This window comes from Haemophilus sp. HMSC071C11 (assembly GCF_001837655.1).
GTDB classification, from domain to species: Bacteria; Pseudomonadota; Gammaproteobacteria; order Enterobacterales; family Pasteurellaceae; genus Haemophilus; species Haemophilus influenzae.
In genome coordinates, this window is the sequence record NZ_KV833444.1 from 60059 (window position 1) to 78471 (window position 18413).

14 protein-coding genes and 3 tRNA genes are annotated in these 18413 nt (G+C 38.3%); 7 read left to right on the forward strand and 10 right to left on the reverse strand.

Going from position 1 to position 18413, the window contains the following annotated elements; genetic code table 11:
- Nucleotides 1-86 precede the first annotated feature (86 nt).
- The 4 genes from HMPREF2644_RS07645 (at nucleotide 87) to lpt6 (ending at nucleotide 2187) form a co-directional block, all read left to right on the forward strand.
- Nucleotides 87-162 (forward strand) — tRNA-Val (locus tag HMPREF2644_RS07645).
- Nucleotides 163-205: 43 nt separating this feature from the next.
- Nucleotides 206-281: transfer RNA gene (locus tag HMPREF2644_RS07650), tRNA-Val, on the forward strand.
- 52 nt (nucleotides 282-333) lie between these two features.
- Nucleotides 334-409, forward strand: a tRNA-Val gene (locus HMPREF2644_RS07655).
- Nucleotides 410-531: 122 nt separating this feature from the next.
- A complete protein-coding gene (lpt6, locus tag HMPREF2644_RS07660; RefSeq protein WP_011271959.1) occupies nucleotides 532-2187 on the forward strand; it encodes a phosphoethanolamine transferase Lpt6 in 1656 nt (551 codons plus the stop codon).
- Nucleotides 2188-2204: 17 nt separating this feature from the next.
- On the opposite strand, the gene HMPREF2644_RS07665 is transcribed toward lpt6, so the two are convergent.
- The 3 genes from HMPREF2644_RS07665 to HMPREF2644_RS07675 are packed head-to-tail and all read right to left on the reverse strand — an operon-like array spanning nucleotide 2205 to nucleotide 4161.
- Nucleotides 2205-3014, reverse strand: coding sequence for a virulence factor BrkB family protein (locus HMPREF2644_RS07665; RefSeq protein WP_005648916.1), 810 nt, complete (start codon nucleotides 3012-3014; stop codon nucleotides 2205-2207).
- The gene (locus tag HMPREF2644_RS07670; RefSeq protein WP_005648917.1) at nucleotides 3011-3496 is read right to left on the reverse strand and encodes a YchJ family protein; all 486 of its coding nucleotides are present in this window, start codon (nucleotides 3494-3496) and stop codon (nucleotides 3011-3013) included. The genes HMPREF2644_RS07665 and HMPREF2644_RS07670 overlap by 4 nt, the downstream gene beginning before the upstream one ends.
- A 2-nt stretch (nucleotides 3497-3498) precedes the next feature.
- On the reverse strand, nucleotides 3499-4161 hold the full coding sequence (locus HMPREF2644_RS07675; protein WP_005648919.1) for an MOSC domain-containing protein: 663 nt from the start codon (nucleotides 4159-4161) through the stop codon (nucleotides 3499-3501).
- A gap of 236 nt (nucleotides 4162-4397) precedes the next feature.
- On the opposite strand from HMPREF2644_RS07675, the gene udp reads away from it, so the two are divergent.
- Entirely contained in the window at nucleotides 4398-5156 is a 759-nt protein-coding gene (gene udp / locus HMPREF2644_RS07680; RefSeq protein ID WP_005648921.1) for a uridine phosphorylase, read from the forward strand.
- A 225-nt stretch (nucleotides 5157-5381) separates the two neighbouring features.
- Here the strand turns inward: udp and HMPREF2644_RS07685 are convergent, their stop codons facing one another.
- From HMPREF2644_RS07685 to HMPREF2644_RS07700, 4 genes are read right to left on the reverse strand one after another with little or no spacing between them, the layout of a single operon-like run.
- A complete protein-coding gene (locus HMPREF2644_RS07685; RefSeq protein ID WP_011271961.1) occupies nucleotides 5382-6698 on the reverse strand; it encodes an MFS transporter in 1317 nt (438 codons plus the stop codon).
- 55 nt (nucleotides 6699-6753) lie between these two features.
- Nucleotides 6754-7497: a 2-succinyl-6-hydroxy-2,4-cyclohexadiene-1-carboxylate synthase gene (gene menH, locus HMPREF2644_RS07690; protein ID WP_070828371.1), complete on the reverse strand. Its 744-nt coding sequence runs from the start codon at nucleotides 7495-7497 to the stop codon at nucleotides 6754-6756.
- A gap of 60 nt (nucleotides 7498-7557) precedes the next feature.
- A complete protein-coding gene (menD, locus tag HMPREF2644_RS07695; RefSeq protein WP_013525526.1) occupies nucleotides 7558-9264 on the reverse strand; it encodes a 2-succinyl-5-enolpyruvyl-6-hydroxy-3-cyclohexene-1-carboxylic-acid synthase in 1707 nt (568 codons plus the stop codon).
- Between the two features lie 15 nt (nucleotides 9265-9279).
- On the reverse strand, nucleotides 9280-10551 hold the full coding sequence (locus tag HMPREF2644_RS07700; RefSeq protein ID WP_070828372.1) for an isochorismate synthase: 1272 nt from the start codon (nucleotides 10549-10551) through the stop codon (nucleotides 9280-9282).
- A gap of 156 nt (nucleotides 10552-10707) precedes the next feature.
- Here HMPREF2644_RS07700 and HMPREF2644_RS07705 point away from each other — a divergent pair, with 156 nt between their 5' ends.
- The gene (locus HMPREF2644_RS07705) at nucleotides 10708-11922 is read left to right on the forward strand and encodes a pyridoxal phosphate-dependent aminotransferase (protein ID WP_005666709.1); all 1215 of its coding nucleotides are present in this window, start codon (nucleotides 10708-10710) and stop codon (nucleotides 11920-11922) included.
- Between the two features lie 116 nt (nucleotides 11923-12038).
- Nucleotides 12039-13295 carry a tryptophan permease gene (mtr, locus tag HMPREF2644_RS07710; RefSeq protein ID WP_005694021.1) on the forward strand — a complete coding sequence of 419 codons (1257 nt, stop codon included), beginning with the start codon at nucleotides 12039-12041 and terminating at the stop codon, nucleotides 13293-13295.
- A 108-nt stretch (nucleotides 13296-13403) separates the two neighbouring features.
- Here the strand turns inward: mtr and HMPREF2644_RS07715 are convergent, their stop codons facing one another.
- From HMPREF2644_RS07715 to HMPREF2644_RS07725, 3 genes are all read right to left on the reverse strand, one after another.
- Nucleotides 13404-14771: an L-serine ammonia-lyase gene (locus HMPREF2644_RS07715; RefSeq protein ID WP_005693026.1), complete on the reverse strand. Its 1368-nt coding sequence runs from the start codon at nucleotides 14769-14771 to the stop codon at nucleotides 13404-13406.
- Nucleotides 14772-14805: 34 nt separating this feature from the next.
- Nucleotides 14806-16044, reverse strand: a complete 1239-nt coding sequence (locus tag HMPREF2644_RS07720; protein ID WP_070828373.1) for an HAAAP family serine/threonine permease — start codon at nucleotides 16042-16044, stop codon at nucleotides 14806-14808.
- Between the two features lie 222 nt (nucleotides 16045-16266).
- Nucleotides 16267-18413: heavy metal translocating P-type ATPase (locus tag HMPREF2644_RS07725; protein ID WP_070828374.1), on the reverse strand; the 2147-nt coding region annotated here is incomplete at its 5' end.

The following is an 18413-nucleotide window of genomic DNA, read 5'->3' on the forward strand; positions in this document are numbered from 1 at the left end:
ACTGGTTCGAGACCGGTATCGCCCACCACTTTTCTAAAGTGTCCTTTCCGCTCAAACTTTCCCTTTATATTTAAACGCTTTCTAGTGGGCGATTAGCTCAGTTGGGAGAGCACCTCCCTTACAAGGAGGGGGTCACTGGTTCGAGACCGGTATCGCCCACCACTTCTCTAAAAAGTGTTCTTAATGTTACTAAGTTTGACCAAGCGGGCGATTAGCTCAGTTGGGAGAGCACCTCCATTACAAGGAGGGGGTCACTGGTTCGAGACCGGTATCGCCCACCACTTAAAAGTGTTTAAATAAACCGAAAATTTAAGGTTTTGCCTTAATATTATCGGGCGATTAGCTCAGTTGGGAGAGCACCTCCCTTACAAGGAGGGGGTCACTGGTTCGAGACCGGTATCGCCCACCACTTTATTTTCAAATTATCCAAATAATTTTCTTTTCCCGTTCAATCCATTACGTTTACGTGATAAAGTGCGCAGGCATTGTCATATCTAATTTTAAACTGTTTATATATCATAGGGAAAATTTATGATCGCTTATATTTTCTTAGCTTTATTCACGATTGCGGCAGTGATTTTTATTGTAAACTCCCATTATCGTTGGACTTATTTCTTTGCTATTACGCTTTTTACTTTTTTATTTGGCGGCATGCTTATGGTTTCCAGCCAATGGCAACGTGCTTTAAATTTTTCATCAGTGCTTTTTGTAGTGCTGATGTTATTTCATCGTTTAAAAATTCATTATTACAAACAGCCTTTGTTAATTTCAGATTTCTTTCTTGTGGTGGATTGGCGAAATTGGGAAACCTTAATTCATTATAAAGGTGCGTTGTTTGGCGTTATTGGGCTACTGGCGTTATTAGGTTATGCGATTTTTGGTTTTAATGATGTCGAGTCTTTAGGGGTATTGGGTAACAGCATTGGTGCTTTATTGTTTATCGTTAGCTTTAGCTTGATGTGGCATTATTCTAAAAATCCAAGTGCGGTGCAAGTTTGGTTAGATTCTTTGCCTGATGATGGTCGTGATGTGTTTTTAAATTTACCAATGTCTTGTCGCGGTATTTTTTTCAAAGTGCCAAATTTTGATGGCAATAGCCAAAATTTTATTGAAAAAATGACCGCACTTTCATCTGATACAAACAACCTATCTGAAACAAAACCCGATATTGTTGTAACATTAATGGAATCCACGCTGAACCCTCATCAATTTGCTTTTAGTCAGCAATCTATTCCACCACTTTCCATGTTTGAGTCTCAAAGTGATACAGTATTTGCTTCGCCGTTGCGTGTACATACTTTTGCTGGTGCAACGTGGAAATCAGAATTTGCTTTTTTAGCCGGTGTACCTTCAACCGATTTTGGTGCGTTAGCAAGTGGCGTTTTTTATTCTGTTGTACCGCACTTGCAATCAGGTTTAGTGAAAAATCTAAAAGCACAAGGATATTTTTGTGTTGCTTTGTCGCCTTTTACAAAAGGTAATTACAATGCGAAATCCGCTTATGATCATTTCGGTTTTGATTTAATGTTACAGCCGCAAGATCTTGGTTATCCTGCGCCTATTAGTAAAAATCTTTGGGATATTAGTAGTGAAGAAATGATGAAGTACACCCGAATGATTTTAGAAAAGCAGCATCCTGCACTAGAAAATGTAGATCAGCCAATGTTTGTTTATGTATTGACTATGCGAGAACATGGCCCATACGAATTGGGCATGGAAAATATATTTAATCTTCAAATGCCTAATTTAGGGGCTAAAAGTATTTCTGCATTGAATGACTATACTCAACGTATTGTTGCATTAAATGATGCGATTGAAGGAATGAATAACTATTTACAAGAACGTAAAAAGCCTTTTGTGCTAGGTTATTTCGGTGATCACCAAGTGGCATTTGATAATGCTATCCCTCCGAAGAAAGGGGATTATGCACAGCCCGATTATGTGACGCAATTTGTTGTAAGAAGTAATTATGCAAGTCAATTTAAGCAAGAACAAAAGTTTTTAGATCTTGCTTTTGCTGGAGGCGTCTTGATGAATGTAGCTGGATTATCAGCAGAAGATGAATTTATGAAAGCGAATATGGCAATGTGTAAACTAAGTCACGGAAAATTAGAAGATTCTTCTGATATTCAGCTACTCAATGATTATCGCCATTATTTATATCAAACATTGGCGATTGCCAGATAATTTTCTTAGATCGAGCATTATTGCTCGATCTGCTCGCCAATTTCATCTAAGGTTGAAGCTAATTGTGCACCAACTAATACCACAAGCCAACTTATTTGAATCCACAATAACATAATTGGTAAAGTTGCCATTGCACCGTAAATTAATTGATAAGAGGGAAAAGTGACGACATACCAAGTAAATGCTTGTTTACCAAGAGTGAAAAAAATCGCGGCAAGAAATGCACCGTAAGCTGAATGCTTAATTTTCACTTTTTTATTCGGTACAACCGTATAAATAAGCGTAAAAATAAACCAAGTAAATAAAAAAGGCACAAAACTGAGCAATTTTAAGCCTAATGATAAATGTTCCGATTGCTCAAACATTATTTTAATATACGAACTAATCCCAATACTCACGCCAATAATAAGTGGGCCAAGTGTCAAAATCATCCAATAAATCGCAAAAGAAGAAAGCGGAGAGCGAGATTGACTATTGTGCCAAATACTATTTAGTGTTCGGTCGATGTTATTAATTAGCATCAAGGCAACGGCAATTAAACTCACAATTCCCACCGCACTCATTTTCTTTGAGTTTGATACAAATTGATCGATATATTCGCCCACCATATCACTCGCTGATGGTGCAAAATTAGTAAAAATCATTTCTTTTAATTCTCCCGTCACTTCATTGAATACAGGAAAAGCAGAGAAAATAGAAAAAATAACCATAACTAAAGGAACTATTGCTAACATTGTGCTATAAGTCAATGCACCAGCGACTTGATTAAGTTTATTTTCTGAAAAACGTTTCCAAAATAATAATCCAAAATTTTTTAATGAAATCATAGAAATCCCCCACAACAATGTTTAAATTTTTTACCAGAACCACATACACAAGGTTGTTTCATTGTCGGTAATGATACGGTCGGATCAACAAAATACCAACGGTTTTCAATTTTTACAAAAATTGACCGTTCTTGATGGGCTAGTTCTCCCTCTTCGCCTTGAAAAATCGCCTTAAATTCTACCGCACTTTGAGTTTTTGTAAGGCTTTCCGTTTTTAGAATTTCTAATCCTAGCCACGTAGTGTTGTCCGCCCATTCTTGCAATAACCTAGGCTTTAATAAAGTTTGTTGGCTTGGCGCAGTTGTTACAACAATATAGGGAATATTTTTTAACACATAAGCCGTATAACGTGAACGCATAAGTTGCTCTGCCGTTTCGGGAAATGCTTGTCTCAAATGAAATTTGCCACAACAATCTGCGTAATGATGACTAGATTGACATGGACAATTTTCTAAAGAAAGTGCGGTTGAAATTTCTGACATATTTATCCCTGTTGTTTGAATTTCGATATTTGCGATCGAATTGAGCGTTTAAAGGCTTCAGCTAATACTTCAATCTCTAATGCTGCATCTAATTCAGCTTCATTTTCGGGCGCAGATAACAAGCGATTTAAATGACGAATTGTTATTTGCGGATAAGGACGGGCGAGTAATTTTAGTTCATCCTTTTGCTTAATTGTTCCTGTTTCAATAATACGAACATACCATCCACTAAGCCCAGTTTGATAAACAATATCGCGAGTATCTTCGTTTTCCGTGTTTTTTGATAAACGCTCACAAGGTTTACGTGGTTGAGATACTTCTAAAATGGTTGAGCCGATTTGATAACGATCGCCAATACATACATTGTCTTCATTCAAGCCTGACACGACAAAATTTTCTCCGTATATCGCAGTATCCATATAAGAAAAATCTTTATTTAATAAAGTATTTAATTCATTAAAAGAATCTGCCGACATAAAAAAGAGAGCTTTATCTACACCACCGTGATGTTTTTTTAAACCAACATCGTTTCCTTCCGCACCAAGAGAATGAATTTTTACCGATGGCACAACTTTTTTACGAATCGCGCTTTCATACTGGCTTCCATCGGAAAAGGTTAGGGTTTCAACTTGTCCCACTTTTATAACTAAAATTTTTGCATTCATTTTATTTTTCGCTTGTTCTAGAAAAAATTTACGTGGAATTATAACCGAAAACGTTTAACTTTTTGACCGCACTTCTTTTTTTACTTATTATTCGTTATCAGAAAAACAAAAAAGAAATAATAAAAATGTTTGAAAGAGAAAAAAAATTTTCTAAAAATATTTTATTTCTTTTCTTGAAAATAAGATTTTTCCTAAGGGCGAAATCATCACGTTCAATGATAATAAGGAGATTTATTATGTCAGACGTATTCCACCTAAACCTCACTAAAGCACAACTTAAAGGTGCAACACTCGCTATTGTTCCTGGCGATCCTGCGCGTAGTGAGCGTATTGCGAAACAACTTGATAATCCAGAGTTTCTTACAAGCACGCGTGAATTTACATCGTGGTTAGGTTATATCAATGGTCAGCCTATTGTTGTATGTTCTACGGGTATTGGTGGCCCATCAACATCAATTTGTGTGGAAGAACTTGCTCAACTTGGTGTTCGCACTTTCTTACGTATTGGCACAACGGGGGCAATTCAACCGCACATTAATGTAGGCGATGTTCTTATCACAACTGCTGCTGTTCGCTTAGATGGTGCAAGCTGTCATTTTGTACCATTAGAATATCCAGCTGTGGCAAACTTTGAATGTACAACCGCACTTTATAATGCAGCGAAAGCAAAAGGTATTGAGCCTTATGTAGGTGTAACCGTATCATCTGATACATTCTATCCAGGTCAAGAACGTTACGATACTTATAGTGGTAAAGTATATCGTGATTACCAAGGTTTGCTTAAACAATGGCAAGATTTGAATGTCATGAATTACGAAATGGAATCTTCAACATTGTTTACTATGTGTAGCGCATTAGGTTTGCGTGCAGGAATGGTTGCAGGCGTGATTGTAAACCGCACTCAACAAGAAATTCCAAATGAAGCAACGATAAAACAAACAGAAGAAAAAGCGGTGTCTGTTGTGATCGCAGCTGCACAAGCGTTGTTAAGTTAAATTAATATTTATTTGAAACAATAAAACTTTATTTTATTCTGCACCTTAATTAGATTTATTTTCTAACGAAGTAAGGTGCAGATTTTTTTATTAATAAACTGCGATCTTCTGATCAATTTAATCAAAGTAGTCTATTTACTTGTTGGCATTGAAACCTAAACTTGATATAAGTTCTAAATAAACTACTTCTAAAGGCTAAATAACCTAAAATATTTACGACTAAAATTAGATTTCTGTTAAATCTACATTTTTAGTCTCTTTTGAGGCTAATAATGCCAAGAAAGTCATTAATGCATTGATTGCTAAATAAATTCCTACGCCCATTACACCGAATGACGCGTTAATTTTTAAAGAAATCATTGCTGCAATTGTTGCACCAATAATTGATGCTAAATTATACGCAAGAGAGGCACCTGAATAACGGACTTCTGTTGGGAATAATTCTGGTAATAGCGCAGCCATTGGACCAAATGTCATTCCCATAATCGCCATACCAATCACTAAAAATGCAAATACGCTAACTGGAGTGCCATTTTCTAAGAATAACGGCATTGCTAAACCAAGCACGCCGATAGCAATAGTCACCCAAATCAACCATTTACGACGACCGATTTTATCTGCATAAAAACCGGAAATACTGATAAAAATACCAAATACAATGGCACTAATTAATAACAAGCCAGTAAATGTATTTGCTGGGATTCCTAAACCAAGCGCATAACCTGCTTCAGAAAGCTTTGGCACGGTTCGAGAATATGCCTGTGCAAAAGCCGTCATAATGTAAAACAAAGAATAAGTTGCCACCATAATAAATGTACCAATGATCATTGGTTTTAAGTGTTTGGTAAACACAACACTCACTGGTGCATTCAATTTTTTGCCTTTTTGCTCTGCTTCCACAAATACGTGGCTTTCGTGCAAAGTTAAGCGAACATATAAACCAACTGCAACTAATAAAATGGAAGATACAAATGGAATACGCCACGCCCATTCAACAAGTGCATTATGACCAAGTAAATAGCTAGCTAAGAAGAACGTTCCATTAGCGACAAATAAACCAATTGGTGCGCCTAATTGAGGAAAAGTACCGTACCAAGCTCGTTTTCCTTCTGGTGCATTTTCTGTTGCGACTAACGCTGCACCTCCCCATTCTCCACCAAGTCCAATTCCTTGACCTACGCGACATACACAAAGCAAAATCGGCGCCCAGATACCAATTTGAGCATAATTAGGAAGTAAACCAATTACTACCGTTGAACCACCCATTAAAACAAGAGAGGCAACCAAGGTTTTTTTACGACCGATTTTATCGCCAAAGTGACCGAATAATGCCGAACCAATAGGACGCGCAAAAAATGCAAGCGCAAGCGTAGAAAGAGAAAGTAAATCATTAGAAAGCGGATCATCGCTATGAAAGAATTGCGTATTGAAAACTAATACAGCGGCAGCCGCATAGATATAATAATCAAAAAATTCGATTGCTGTACCGACCATCGAGGCTAACGCCACTTTCATCGGATTATTACGAAGTTGTGTAGACATTGTGTTTCCTTAGAAGTTTATTATAAAGAGAAAGGATTGAATCCTAGCATTTTAACTAAGGTCTAACAATTTTTAATATGCAATTTTCTATTTTTTTAGAGAAATATTTTGAATTTTCTAAATGTGAGTTATGTCCAGCGCAGGGAATTGTCACTAAATCAATTTGATTTTCTTTGGCTAATACTTGGAACTTATGATCTCTTTCGCCACAAAAATAAAAAAATGGCAAAGAACTTAACCGCACTTTTTCACTAAAATCAGGTTGTTTGGATAGACTTGTCGCCAGCAACATTTTGCCAATATTTTTCCCACAATTTGATTTTCGTTTTTCAACCAACTGTAATCTTTCTTCTGTAGTCAAATGAGAAAACACAGGTTGTTGATACCAATCATTCAACACTTTTTCTGGCGATTCTTGCAGAAAACGTTGCGCCCAAGCAAAATCCTGCTGAAAACGAGCCTGCTTTTCTTCGTCAGTTTTTAAACCTAGATTCGCTCCTTCTAAAATAACGCCTTGCAAATTAGATCGTTCCACCTGAGCTTGCAGCGCATAATACAAAGCGATCCGTCCACCTAGAGAATACCCAACAAGAAAATAGGGTTCATTTTTCACCGCACTTTTAATTTGCTTAGCCAAATACTCAGCCGTTTCTTCAAAATTTGTGACTTCAAGGTCTTTAGCTTGCCCGTGAAAAGGCAAATCTAGCGCAATACAATTAAAGTGCGGTAGATTTTCAATGACTTTTTGCCAGTCATTTTTTGTACCAAGAAGTCCGTGAAGAAAAATGATGTTTATCATTGAAGGGATTATTGATAGAAATAATAAAATATGGCGGACTAAAGCCCGCCTACAGAATACTTAAGCACCAATCACGGCGTGACTAATTTGCTCGATTAAGCGTTTATACAAACTACTACCATCACTCGGATTCGTTTTAATTTCAATTAACGTTGCCTTGCGACGACTATAAGCCTGTTTCACAACAGAATTGAGATCTGCCCAAGTATAAGGATGAGCGTATTTAAGATCGAACATTGCCGCGATTTGAGAAAAATCGCCATTATGCGGTAATCGATAGAACTGATCTTTGACTTGTTCATCCACAGGTAACATATCAAAAATCGCACCACCATTATTATTGATCACAAAGATTAGCGTTGGTTGCGTAACGTTTTTGAATAATGCGAAAGAATTCAAATCATATAAAGTGGACGTATCGCCAATCACCGCAACAACAGGTTTATTTGAACCAATACCTATTCCAGCAGCAGTAGCCAACAAACCATCAATTCCACTCGCACCACGATTGGTATAAACGGGATAACTTTCTGGTAATTGCGTTAGCGCATCAACTAGACGAACAAGTAAACTATTACCTAAAAATAAAACACCGTTATAAGGTAAAAGTGTTGGTAAACGTAATGCGAGCGAGGCTTCCGTTAAATTTCCACCTACTTGCTGTTCAATAAAGGTCGCACAGAACTTAGATAAAGCTAACGGCTCAAGCAACCAAGGCTTTTGGCGTAAAGGTGGATGTGCACGCAACCAATGATGCGCTTTAGCATTGAATCTTGTCAATGAATGATGGTAAGGATCTAATGCTTTACCGCTTTGTTCAACTAGCCAAAATTCCCCTTTAAACGCTTGCAAGAATTGATTAATGCGTTTACTAATAAAACGCGCGCCAAATTGAATCACAATATCAGCTTGTAGAAGTTTTTCACGAACAGTTTGGTTTGCTAGCCAAATATCTTCATAAGGCGTCGTTGGAACAACACCAGATTGAATATCCGTCAGTAACACCCAGCCCATAGCACTTGCCCAAGAATTAATGCCCATCGCTTGTTCTGCAGGTAATTGACCAACCACAACGACACCACGTTTGGTACGCCAATGATCCCAATTTTCATGCATTAATACTTCGTTTTGTTGGACTTCTACATTTATCCAAGACTTGTTTTGAATTAACCAGCGTTGTAACGGCTGTAGCCAACTATGGGAATTTACTTCCTCATCAGTTGCATCATAAAGTGGCTCGGCAAATGGGACATTAATATGAACAACGCCACCTTGTTGTTTTTGTTGGAAAGCTGCCTGTTCAAGTAGAGAAATTAACCACTGCGCAGAATAATCAGCATTCGGTTTAGGTAAATTAACATTTGCAACTGGATACTGACCAAACATATTTTGTTGCAAAATGGCCTGATTTGCACCGCACTCCCAAAGTTCTGGTGGACGATCAGCAGTTAAAACAAATAAATTCACACCAGTTTGGCGTGCTTCAATAATGGCAGGATAAAGGTTTGCTGTTGCAGTACCTGATGTAACAATAATTGCAACAGGCGATTGAGTTGCCTTAGCAATACCAAGTGCAAAAAAACCTAAACCGCGTTCATCAAAATGCGTATGACAAGTGACTGAACCCGCATTTTGCAAACGCACGGCTTCAAGAGTTAAAGGTGTCGAACGCGAACCTGGCGCGATACAAACGTGAGAAACGCCTTGGCGCACCAAGGTTTCTAAAATCACTTTCGACCAACAACGATTAAACACGCTTACCGACATTTTTTTTCTCCGTTATCATTTTTCTTCTGCAAACAAGGAAATTAACCCTGCTGCTTTACGTTCAATTTCTTTCCATTCTTCCAATGGCTGCGAGCCTGCCACAATGCCCGCGCCAGCAAATACTCGAATACGATGACCTTCAATAAAAGCAGAACGAATCGCCACACAAAACTCTGAACATACATCGCTCATCACGCCCAATGTTCCCGCATACCAGCCTCGATCAAAGGTTTCAATTTCTGACAAAATCATTTTGGCTTGTTGCTGTGGCAAACCAGATACTGCGGCTGTAGGATGAATCGCTTTTAATATATTTACATCTGCATAATGTGCGGTCAAATTTGCACGAATTTTACGAATCAAATGTTGTACTTTACGTAACGGTTTCAATTCCACATTGCTTACATCAAAACTTTCTACTTGCTTACGTAAATTCTGCGAAATATCTTCTACGACCAACCAATTTTCTTTTAAATTTTTCTCGTCATTTAATAACCAATTGGCTTGAGATTGCGTTTCTTCCTCACTTTCAGAAACCGATGCCGTCCCCGCCAAAGCCTCTGTTAGCAACAAATTATACTCACGAGCAAATAGGCGTTCTGGCGTAGAACCAACAAAAACCGAATAAGAATTTTCAGCCCATAAAAAATGATAACAACCTTGATTTTTTTTTTCGCTTTCTGCTAAAAAATCGTACGCATTAATCGCTTGCTTTAAATGAAAAGTGGTTTCATTGGCTAACACAATTTTTGTCAGCTCTCCACTTTTAATTTCTACCAAAGCCTGATTTACCCAATCACACCAAGTTCTTTCGTTAGCTCGAGGCTCTGTATGCAAAGGAATTTGTTTTGGTAACGCAGAAAGTGCGGTGAGATTTTCAAAAGTTTTGAGGTGAGCTAAAGTATCATTCGCACTTTGCTCATCTTTCACAAAAAAGGATACCAACGTGCCTTTATTATCCTGTTCAACAAGCATTTTGGGTAATACAAATTGTGCGGTACCTTGAAATTGCAAACCGCCGACCAGTGGAAAACCACTTTCTTCAATAAACTCTTGCGCTAAATTTAACTGTGAAAATGACTGCACTGCCCCAAGCGCAGCCAGTGCTTTTTCTTCATCACGAAAATGTAAATAAAATTGTGGATACGCAGATTGACCTTTCAGCCACGCCAACAAATCGACCTTGTCCAGTTTTACCTGAAAACGGGCAAGTTCATTCGTTGATTGCTGTAAATATGCGTGAATTTGCGATTTTAACTCGCCTATTGCCTGCGCTAAATAACTCATTAGATTTTGTTTTAAATACACAAAAAATTAGCCGTATTCTACCGCAGATTGTTAATGACAAAAAATTTTTTTACAAAATCTTTTCAATATTAAAAATTCAGCGTAAATTAACCGCACTTTTCTCGAAAAATTTATTAGAAACAAAAGGATTTCACTATGCGATTATTCCCAAAATCCGACAAATTAGAACACGTATGTTATGACATTCGCGGACCTGTGCATAAAGAAGCACTACGCTTAGAAGAAGAAGGCAATAAAATTTTAAAACTAAATATCGGCAATCCCGCACCTTTCGGCTTTGAAGCACCAGATGAAATTTTGGTGGACGTATTGCGTAATTTGCCGTCAGCTCAAGGCTACTGCGATTCAAAAGGGTTATATTCTGCTCGTAAAGCCATTGTTCAATATTACCAATCAAAAGGGATTCTCGGCGCGACCGTCAATGATGTGTATATTGGTAACGGCGTATCAGAGCTTATCACAATGGCAATGCAAGCATTGCTCAATGATGGCGATGAAGTGCTTGTGCCGATGCCTGATTATCCGCTTTGGACTGCTGCGGTAACACTTTCTGGCGGTAAAGCTGTGCATTATCTCTGTGATGAAGACGCAAATTGGTTTCCCGCTATTGATGATATTAAAGCAAAGGTGAATGCGAAAACTAAAGCGATTGTCATCATCAACCCGAACAACCCAACGGGTGCTGTGTATAGCAAAGAATTATTACAAGAAATTGTGGAAATCGCGCGTCAAAATAATTTAATTATCTTCGCTGACGAAATCTACGACAAAATTTTATATGATGGCGCGGTGCATCATCACATTGCCGCGCTAGCTCCTGATTTATTAACCGTTACGCTGAATGGGTTATCAAAAGCTTATCGAGTTGCGGGTTTCCGTCAAGGTTGGATGATTTTGAACGGTCCAAAACATAATGCGAAAGGTTATATTGAAGGCTTGGATATGCTGGCATCAATGCGTTTATGTGCCAACGTACCAATGCAACATGCAATTCAAACCGCACTTGGTGGCTATCAAAGTATTAATGAATTTATTTTACCGGGCGGTCGATTACTTGAGCAACGAAATAAAGCCTATGATCTCATCACTCAAATACCCGGCATTACTTGCGTGAAACCAATGGGGGCGATGTATATGTTCCCGAAAATTGATGTGAAAAAATTCAATATTCACAGTGATGAAAAAATGGTGCTGGATTTACTCCGCCAAGAAAAAGTACTACTTGTGCACGGTAAAGGATTTAATTGGCATTCACCAGATCACTTCCGTATTGTTACTCTTCCTTATGTGAATCAGCTTGAAGAAGCCATTACAAAGTTAGCAAGATTTTTGTCGGATTACCGTCAATAATGAATGCTTTGACAACATTACAAAGGGGACTAAATGTCCCCTTTTTATCGATATAAATATATTGCACTTTCCTTGCGTACTATTATAATAGTGCAAATTTATTTTAGAGGCATTTTATGATACAACAAAAATCTCCTTCTCTCTTAGGCGGTGCAATGATCATTGCAGGTACAGCGATTGGTGCAGGCATGCTGGCTAACCCAACTTCAACGGCAGGTGTATGGTTTATCGGTTCAATTCTTGCTTTAATTTATACTTGGTTTTGTATGACAACCTCAGGATTAATGATCCTAGAAGCTAATCTACATTATCCAACAGGTTCAAGTTTTGACACTATCGTTAAAGATTTATTAGGAAAAAGTTGGAATACTATCAATGGTCTTTCCGTTGCTTTCGTCTTGTATATTTTGACTTATGCCTACATAACCTCAGGCGGAGGCATTACACAGAATCTGCTCAACCAAGCATTCAGTTCTGCTGAAAGTGCGGTAGATATTGGAAGAACTTCAGGATCTTTAATTTTCTGCCTTATTCTTGCAGCCTTTGTATGGCTTTCAACCAAAGCAGTGGATCGTTTCACAACCGTGTTAATTGTCGGGATGGTGGTTGCTTTTTTCCTTTCTACTACTGGTTTATTAAGCTCTGTAAAAACAGCAGTTTTATTCAATACCGTTGCTGAAAGTGAGCAAACATATTTACCTTATTTATTGACCGCACTTCCAGTTTGTCTCGTGTCGTTTGGTTTCCACGGAAATGTCCCGAGTCTCGTCAAATATTACGATCGTGATGGTCGTCGCGTGATGAAATCGATCTTTATTGGTACGGGCTTAGCATTAGTGATTTACATCTTATGGCAGCTCGCTGTACAAGGTAATTTACCACGCACTGAATTTGCGCCAGTCATTGAAAAAGGCGGCGATGTTTCTGCATTATTAGAGGCTTTACATAAATATATTGAAGTGGAATACCTTTCCGTCGCATTAAATTTCTTTGCTTATATGGCAATTTCTACTTCATTCTTAGGCGTCACTTTAGGGTTATTTGACTATATTGCGGATCTATTTAAATTTGACGATAGCTTATTGGGCAGAACAAAAACAACACTTGTTACTTTTTTACCGCCATTATTGCTAAGCCTGCAATTTCCTTATGGATTTGTGATTGCCATTGGTTACGCTGGATTGGCAGCAACAATTTGGGCTGCAATTGTCCCCGCACTTCTTGCCAAAGCAAGCCGTCAAAAATTCCCACAAGCAAGTTATAAAGTATACGGCGGAAATTTTATGATTGGTTTTGTAATTTTATTTGGCATATTAAATATTGTGGCGCAAATTGGGGCAAACTTAGGATGGTTTGCAAGTTTTACTGGGTAAGTTTTAAAAAATAAATTTAAATTATTAAATAGCGATCTGCACTTTAACAGTGGGTTATGTAGTCCAACTAATTCGTGTAGATCAGCCCCTTAATTATTTTACTTTTTATTAGTTACAAACAATCTTAACTGCAAGTCCGCCTTGAGATGTTTCGCGATACTTGGCGTTCATATCTTTACCTGTTTCGTACATTGTTTCAATCACTTTATCTAAAGTTACTCTTGGATTAGTGGTACGGCGTAAAGCCATACGCGATGCATTGATTGCTTTAACTGAAGCAATTGCATTGCGTTCGATACAAGGTACTTGAACTTGACCGCCGACAGGGTCGCAAGTTAATCCTAAATTATGCTCCATTGCAATTTCAGCGGCGATGCATACTTGTAGTGGATTGCCACCTAAAATTTCAGCTAGTCCTGCAGCCGCCATTGAACAGGCTACACCCACTTCGCCTTGACAACCCACTTCTGCACCAGAAATAGAAGCGTTCATCTTATAAAGTGAACCAATCATCCCTGCGGCTAATAAATAGCGTTCAATGATTTCAGGTGTTAATGGCGAGATGAATTTTTCATAGTAAGCTAATACCGCTGGAATAATCCCGCACGCACCGTTAGTTGGTGCCGTAACCACGCGTCCACCTGCTGCATTTTCTTCATTGACAGCAAGCGCAAACATATTGACCCAGTCGATTACGCGCATTGGATCGTTAGATAAATTCGTATTTGCTTGCAACGCACGATAAAGTGAAGCTGCACGACGTGGTACTCTTAATGGGCCGGGTAAAATACCCTCTGTGTGAATACCGTGTTCAATACAAGCCTGCATCGTTTTCCAGACATTCTCTAGATGAGCACTAACAGCCTCTTTGCCATTCAATGCGATTTCATTTTCCAACATCACAGTGGAAAGCATTAAGCCGTTATCACTACAATGTTTCAAAATATCTTCGGCATTTTTGTAAGGATAAGGCACTTGGACTGTGTTTTTTTCTTCTTTGCCAAAATGGGCTTCATCGACAATAAAACCACCCCCAATCGAATAATAGGTTTGGCGATAAAGCTCTGTGCGATTTTCATCAAGAGCGGTAATTGTCATGCCATTTTCGTGCAATTTTAAAAAAGTGCGGTGGAAAATGAGATTATTTTCAAAATCAAATTTTACTATCTTTTGACCGACATTAATGGGTAAAAGCGCAGTTTGTTTAACTTTCTCGATGAAACCTGAAATCATATCAATATCCACATTATGTGGTAAATAACCCGCTAACCCCATAATAATGGCAATATCTGTACTGTGTCCTCGTCCTGTCATTGAAAGAGAACCGTACACATCTACGTGAATTTCAGTAGTTTGTTCAAATTGATTTCGTTTAATTAAGTCGTCTATAAATTGTTTACCCGCTTTCATCGGACCGACCGTGTGGGAACTGGATGGCCCAATTCCCACTTTAAACATATCAAATACGCTAATCATAAATTTCTCAAAATTCGTTAAAAATTAAAGGCGATTATAATAATCCATAAACAACTGCAGAAATAGCAATTAGCCCCATAATTGTTACAAATACATTACTGAAACGTCCGCTGTAGCGTTTCATTGCTGGGATTTTTCGAATCGAGTACATTGGCATGATAAACAAAATCATCGCAATGATTGGACCACCAAGAGATTCGATTAAGCCTAAGATACTTGGATTAATAATCGCAACGCCCCATAACGTTAATAAGAAGAAAAGTGCGGTCGCATAATTGAGTTTTTTACGATTTACTGCTTCACCTTTCATTTTTAAATATAAACCTTCTAAGCCTTCACGCGCCCCCATATAGTGACCGAAGAATGAACTAGTAATCGCTAAGAATGCAACAAGCGGGCCAAAATAAGAGATATATGGATTATCAAATTTATTCGCTAAGAAAGACAAGATACTAATATTCTGTTCTTTTGCTGCCACTAATTCTTCAGGTGTTAATGTTAATACACAGCTAAATACGAAGAACATTACAAAGAATAACAAAATCGTTGAGGCGCCTTTTTCTGTATGGCTGATATGGCGTTCTGCACCCTCAAACGTTTTGTATTCACGGAATTGTGAGCAAGTGAAAGATGAAATTGCTGGTGAATGGTTAAATGAAAATACTAATACGGGAATGGTTAGCCATAAAGTTGTTAAGAAACCGCCTGCTGTTGGAAGTTCATATAATACGGCACTATTCCATTCAGGAATTAAGTAAATAGAAAGAACAAATAAAATTAAGACTAATGGATAAACAAGCCATTCTGTGATTTTTAACATCACTTTTTCATTAAATAACATCACGGAAATCAATACCGCAATTAATACAAAAGAGAGAATGACTCGATTTGGTGATGCCATACCAAGTTGATTTACAATAAAAGAATCTACGGTGTTAGTAATACCGTTACCGTAAATCAACAGAATAGGGAAAATCGCGAAAAAATAAAGTAAGGTAATAAGTTTACCCGCTGTTTTACCAAAGTGTTCTTCCACTACTTCAGTAATATCGCTGCCAGGATTTTTTGATGAAAGTACAAAGTAGGCTAAGCCACGGTGAGCAAAATAAGTCATTGGCCCGACGATAATTGCCATTAAAACTAACGGCCAAAATCCACCCATCCCTGCGTTAATCGGCAAGAACAATACGCCCGCGCCAACCGCCGTACCGAAAAGGTTTAACATCCATGTTGCATCAAATTTGTTCCATTTGAGTTTTTCTGTTGATTTCATAGTTTGCTCCAAAGCATAAATTACTTAAATTTGTCAATTTGTAGAGCAAAATATGCCCTAACAAAATTTGAGTATTATGTTATGCCGATAAATAGAGAATCTCAAAGAGAAAATTCTAAAATTGTGATCAAGTTAAAATTTTTTTATAAAAAGTGCGGTAATTTTCAGCGACAAAAAAATCGGTGCGATGACGACACCGATTGCGTATAAAAATAAATGAAATTAGAACCGCACTTTTTTCAATCTTAAGGCGTTCATCAATACGGAAATTGAGCTCAACGCCATAGCAGCACCAGCGATTATAGGGCTAAGAAAACCGAAAGCTGCAAGGGGTATGCCGAGAATATTGTAAATCAAAGCAAAAAATAGATTTTGTTTGATATTTTTCAAGGTTGCTATTGCAATAAAAAGTGCATCCACAAGTTGATTCACCGAATGTTGCATAAGCGTTGCAGAGGCAGTTTGTTCTGCAATATCTGAACCTGATTTCATCGCAAAACTGACGTTTGCCGCGGCTAAAGCAGGCGCATCATTTATTCCATCGCCTACCATTGCGACAATATGACCTTGAGCTTTCAGCTTTTGGATTTGTTCCGCCTTATCTCTAGGGCTGAGTCCACCAAAGGCTTTCTTAATGCCGAGCTGTTTCGCTATGTAATCTACCACAGATTGTTGATCGCCACTCATAATTACGACATCGACATTTTGCCGTTGTAAGCGTTGAATAGCGTGCAAGCTATCGTTTTTTAAGGTATCCGTCAGGGCAAATGCACCAATGGGTTTATCATTTATAGATACTGCGACAATGCTCGCAATTTGCCAGATATCCTCTAAATTTTTAGGCAAGATTAAACCGCAATAATCGGGTTTACCGACTTTTATTGTTCCCACTTGTTCTAATTCAGCTTGAATACCTTGACCCACTTCCATCTTTGAAAAAAGTGCGGTAGGAATTTCTAACATTTTTTGTTCCGCTGCTTGCACAATGGCTTTTGCAATTGGGTGGTTAGCTTGTCGTTCAACGGCTGCGGCAAAACGATACAAATCTTCTTCAGAATACACCGCACTTTGTGGCTGCCATAGTGCTGAAATTTCAAGCTCTCCTTTTGTTAATGTACCAGTTTTATCAAGTACAACGGTATCCACGTGGGCAGTTTCCTCCATTGCTGCTGCATCTTTAAACCATACGCCAGCATTAACCGCTTTACCTAAACCAACCATTATGGCAGCTGGTGTGGCTAATCCCAAGGCACAAGGGCAAGCAATCACAAGCACGGATACCGCGTGAATGAGTGAAGACACACTATCATTAGTCAGAACGTAAGTGAACGCGAAAGTAACAAGTGAAATCACTAAAACGACAGGCACAAACACGGAAGCAACTTTGTCAGCAAATCGAGCAATGGGTGCTTTTGAACCTTGTGCATCTGATAATGCATTCATCATATCGCCAAGTAAGGTTTGGCTACCAAGCTGATTTGCTCGATAGATAATAGAACCTTCTGTTACCATCGCCCCCGCTAATACTTTTCCACCTTTCTGTTTTTCTTCTGGACGAGACTCGCCCGTTAAATGGCTTTCATCACACCATCCATTTCCACTTTCAATTATGCCGTCTGCCGCAATACGTTCGCCTTGATTCGCACGAATGATTTCGCCGATATTGACTTGGTCAAGAGCAATTTCAGTCCATTTTTCATTACGTAAAACAGTGACTTTTTTCGGTGTCAGCTGCAAGAGCATACTCAAACTATTTAGGCTGTGCTTTTTAGTGCGATCTTCAAGAAATTTTCCAAGACTGACAAAACCAATTACCATTACAGAAGCTTCAAAATACACATGCCCCATTGCATGATCGGCGTGGTAAAACAGCATAAAAGCAGAATAAAGATAAATAGTGAGCGTTCCTGTGCTGACCAGTACATCCATATTGGCAAGTCCACCACGAATACTACCGATTGCTCCGCGATAAAATGGAATGGCTAACCAAAGTTGCACAATGCTCGCTAATACAAATTGCCAAATAGGGGGTAACATCAAGTGATGTGAGCCACTCATCATGCCAAGCATACCAATCAGAAATGGAATATTGATTATCCAAAGTATGATTAATCGCCAAGGGATTGATGTATTTTCTTCTATTGGTAATTCATTGGCTTGTTTGATATGAGCAGAAAAACCTGTTTTATGGATAATCTCGATAATTTGAGTTTCGCTTGCTTGCGTAGCGTCAAATACAACTTGTGCTTCTTCGACGGCAAAATTCACTCCCGCTTGTTGCACAAATGGTTTTTTATTTAAAACTTTTTCAATGCGATTGGCACAAGATTGGCAGGTCATCCCACCAATCTGAATTGAAATTTTTTTAC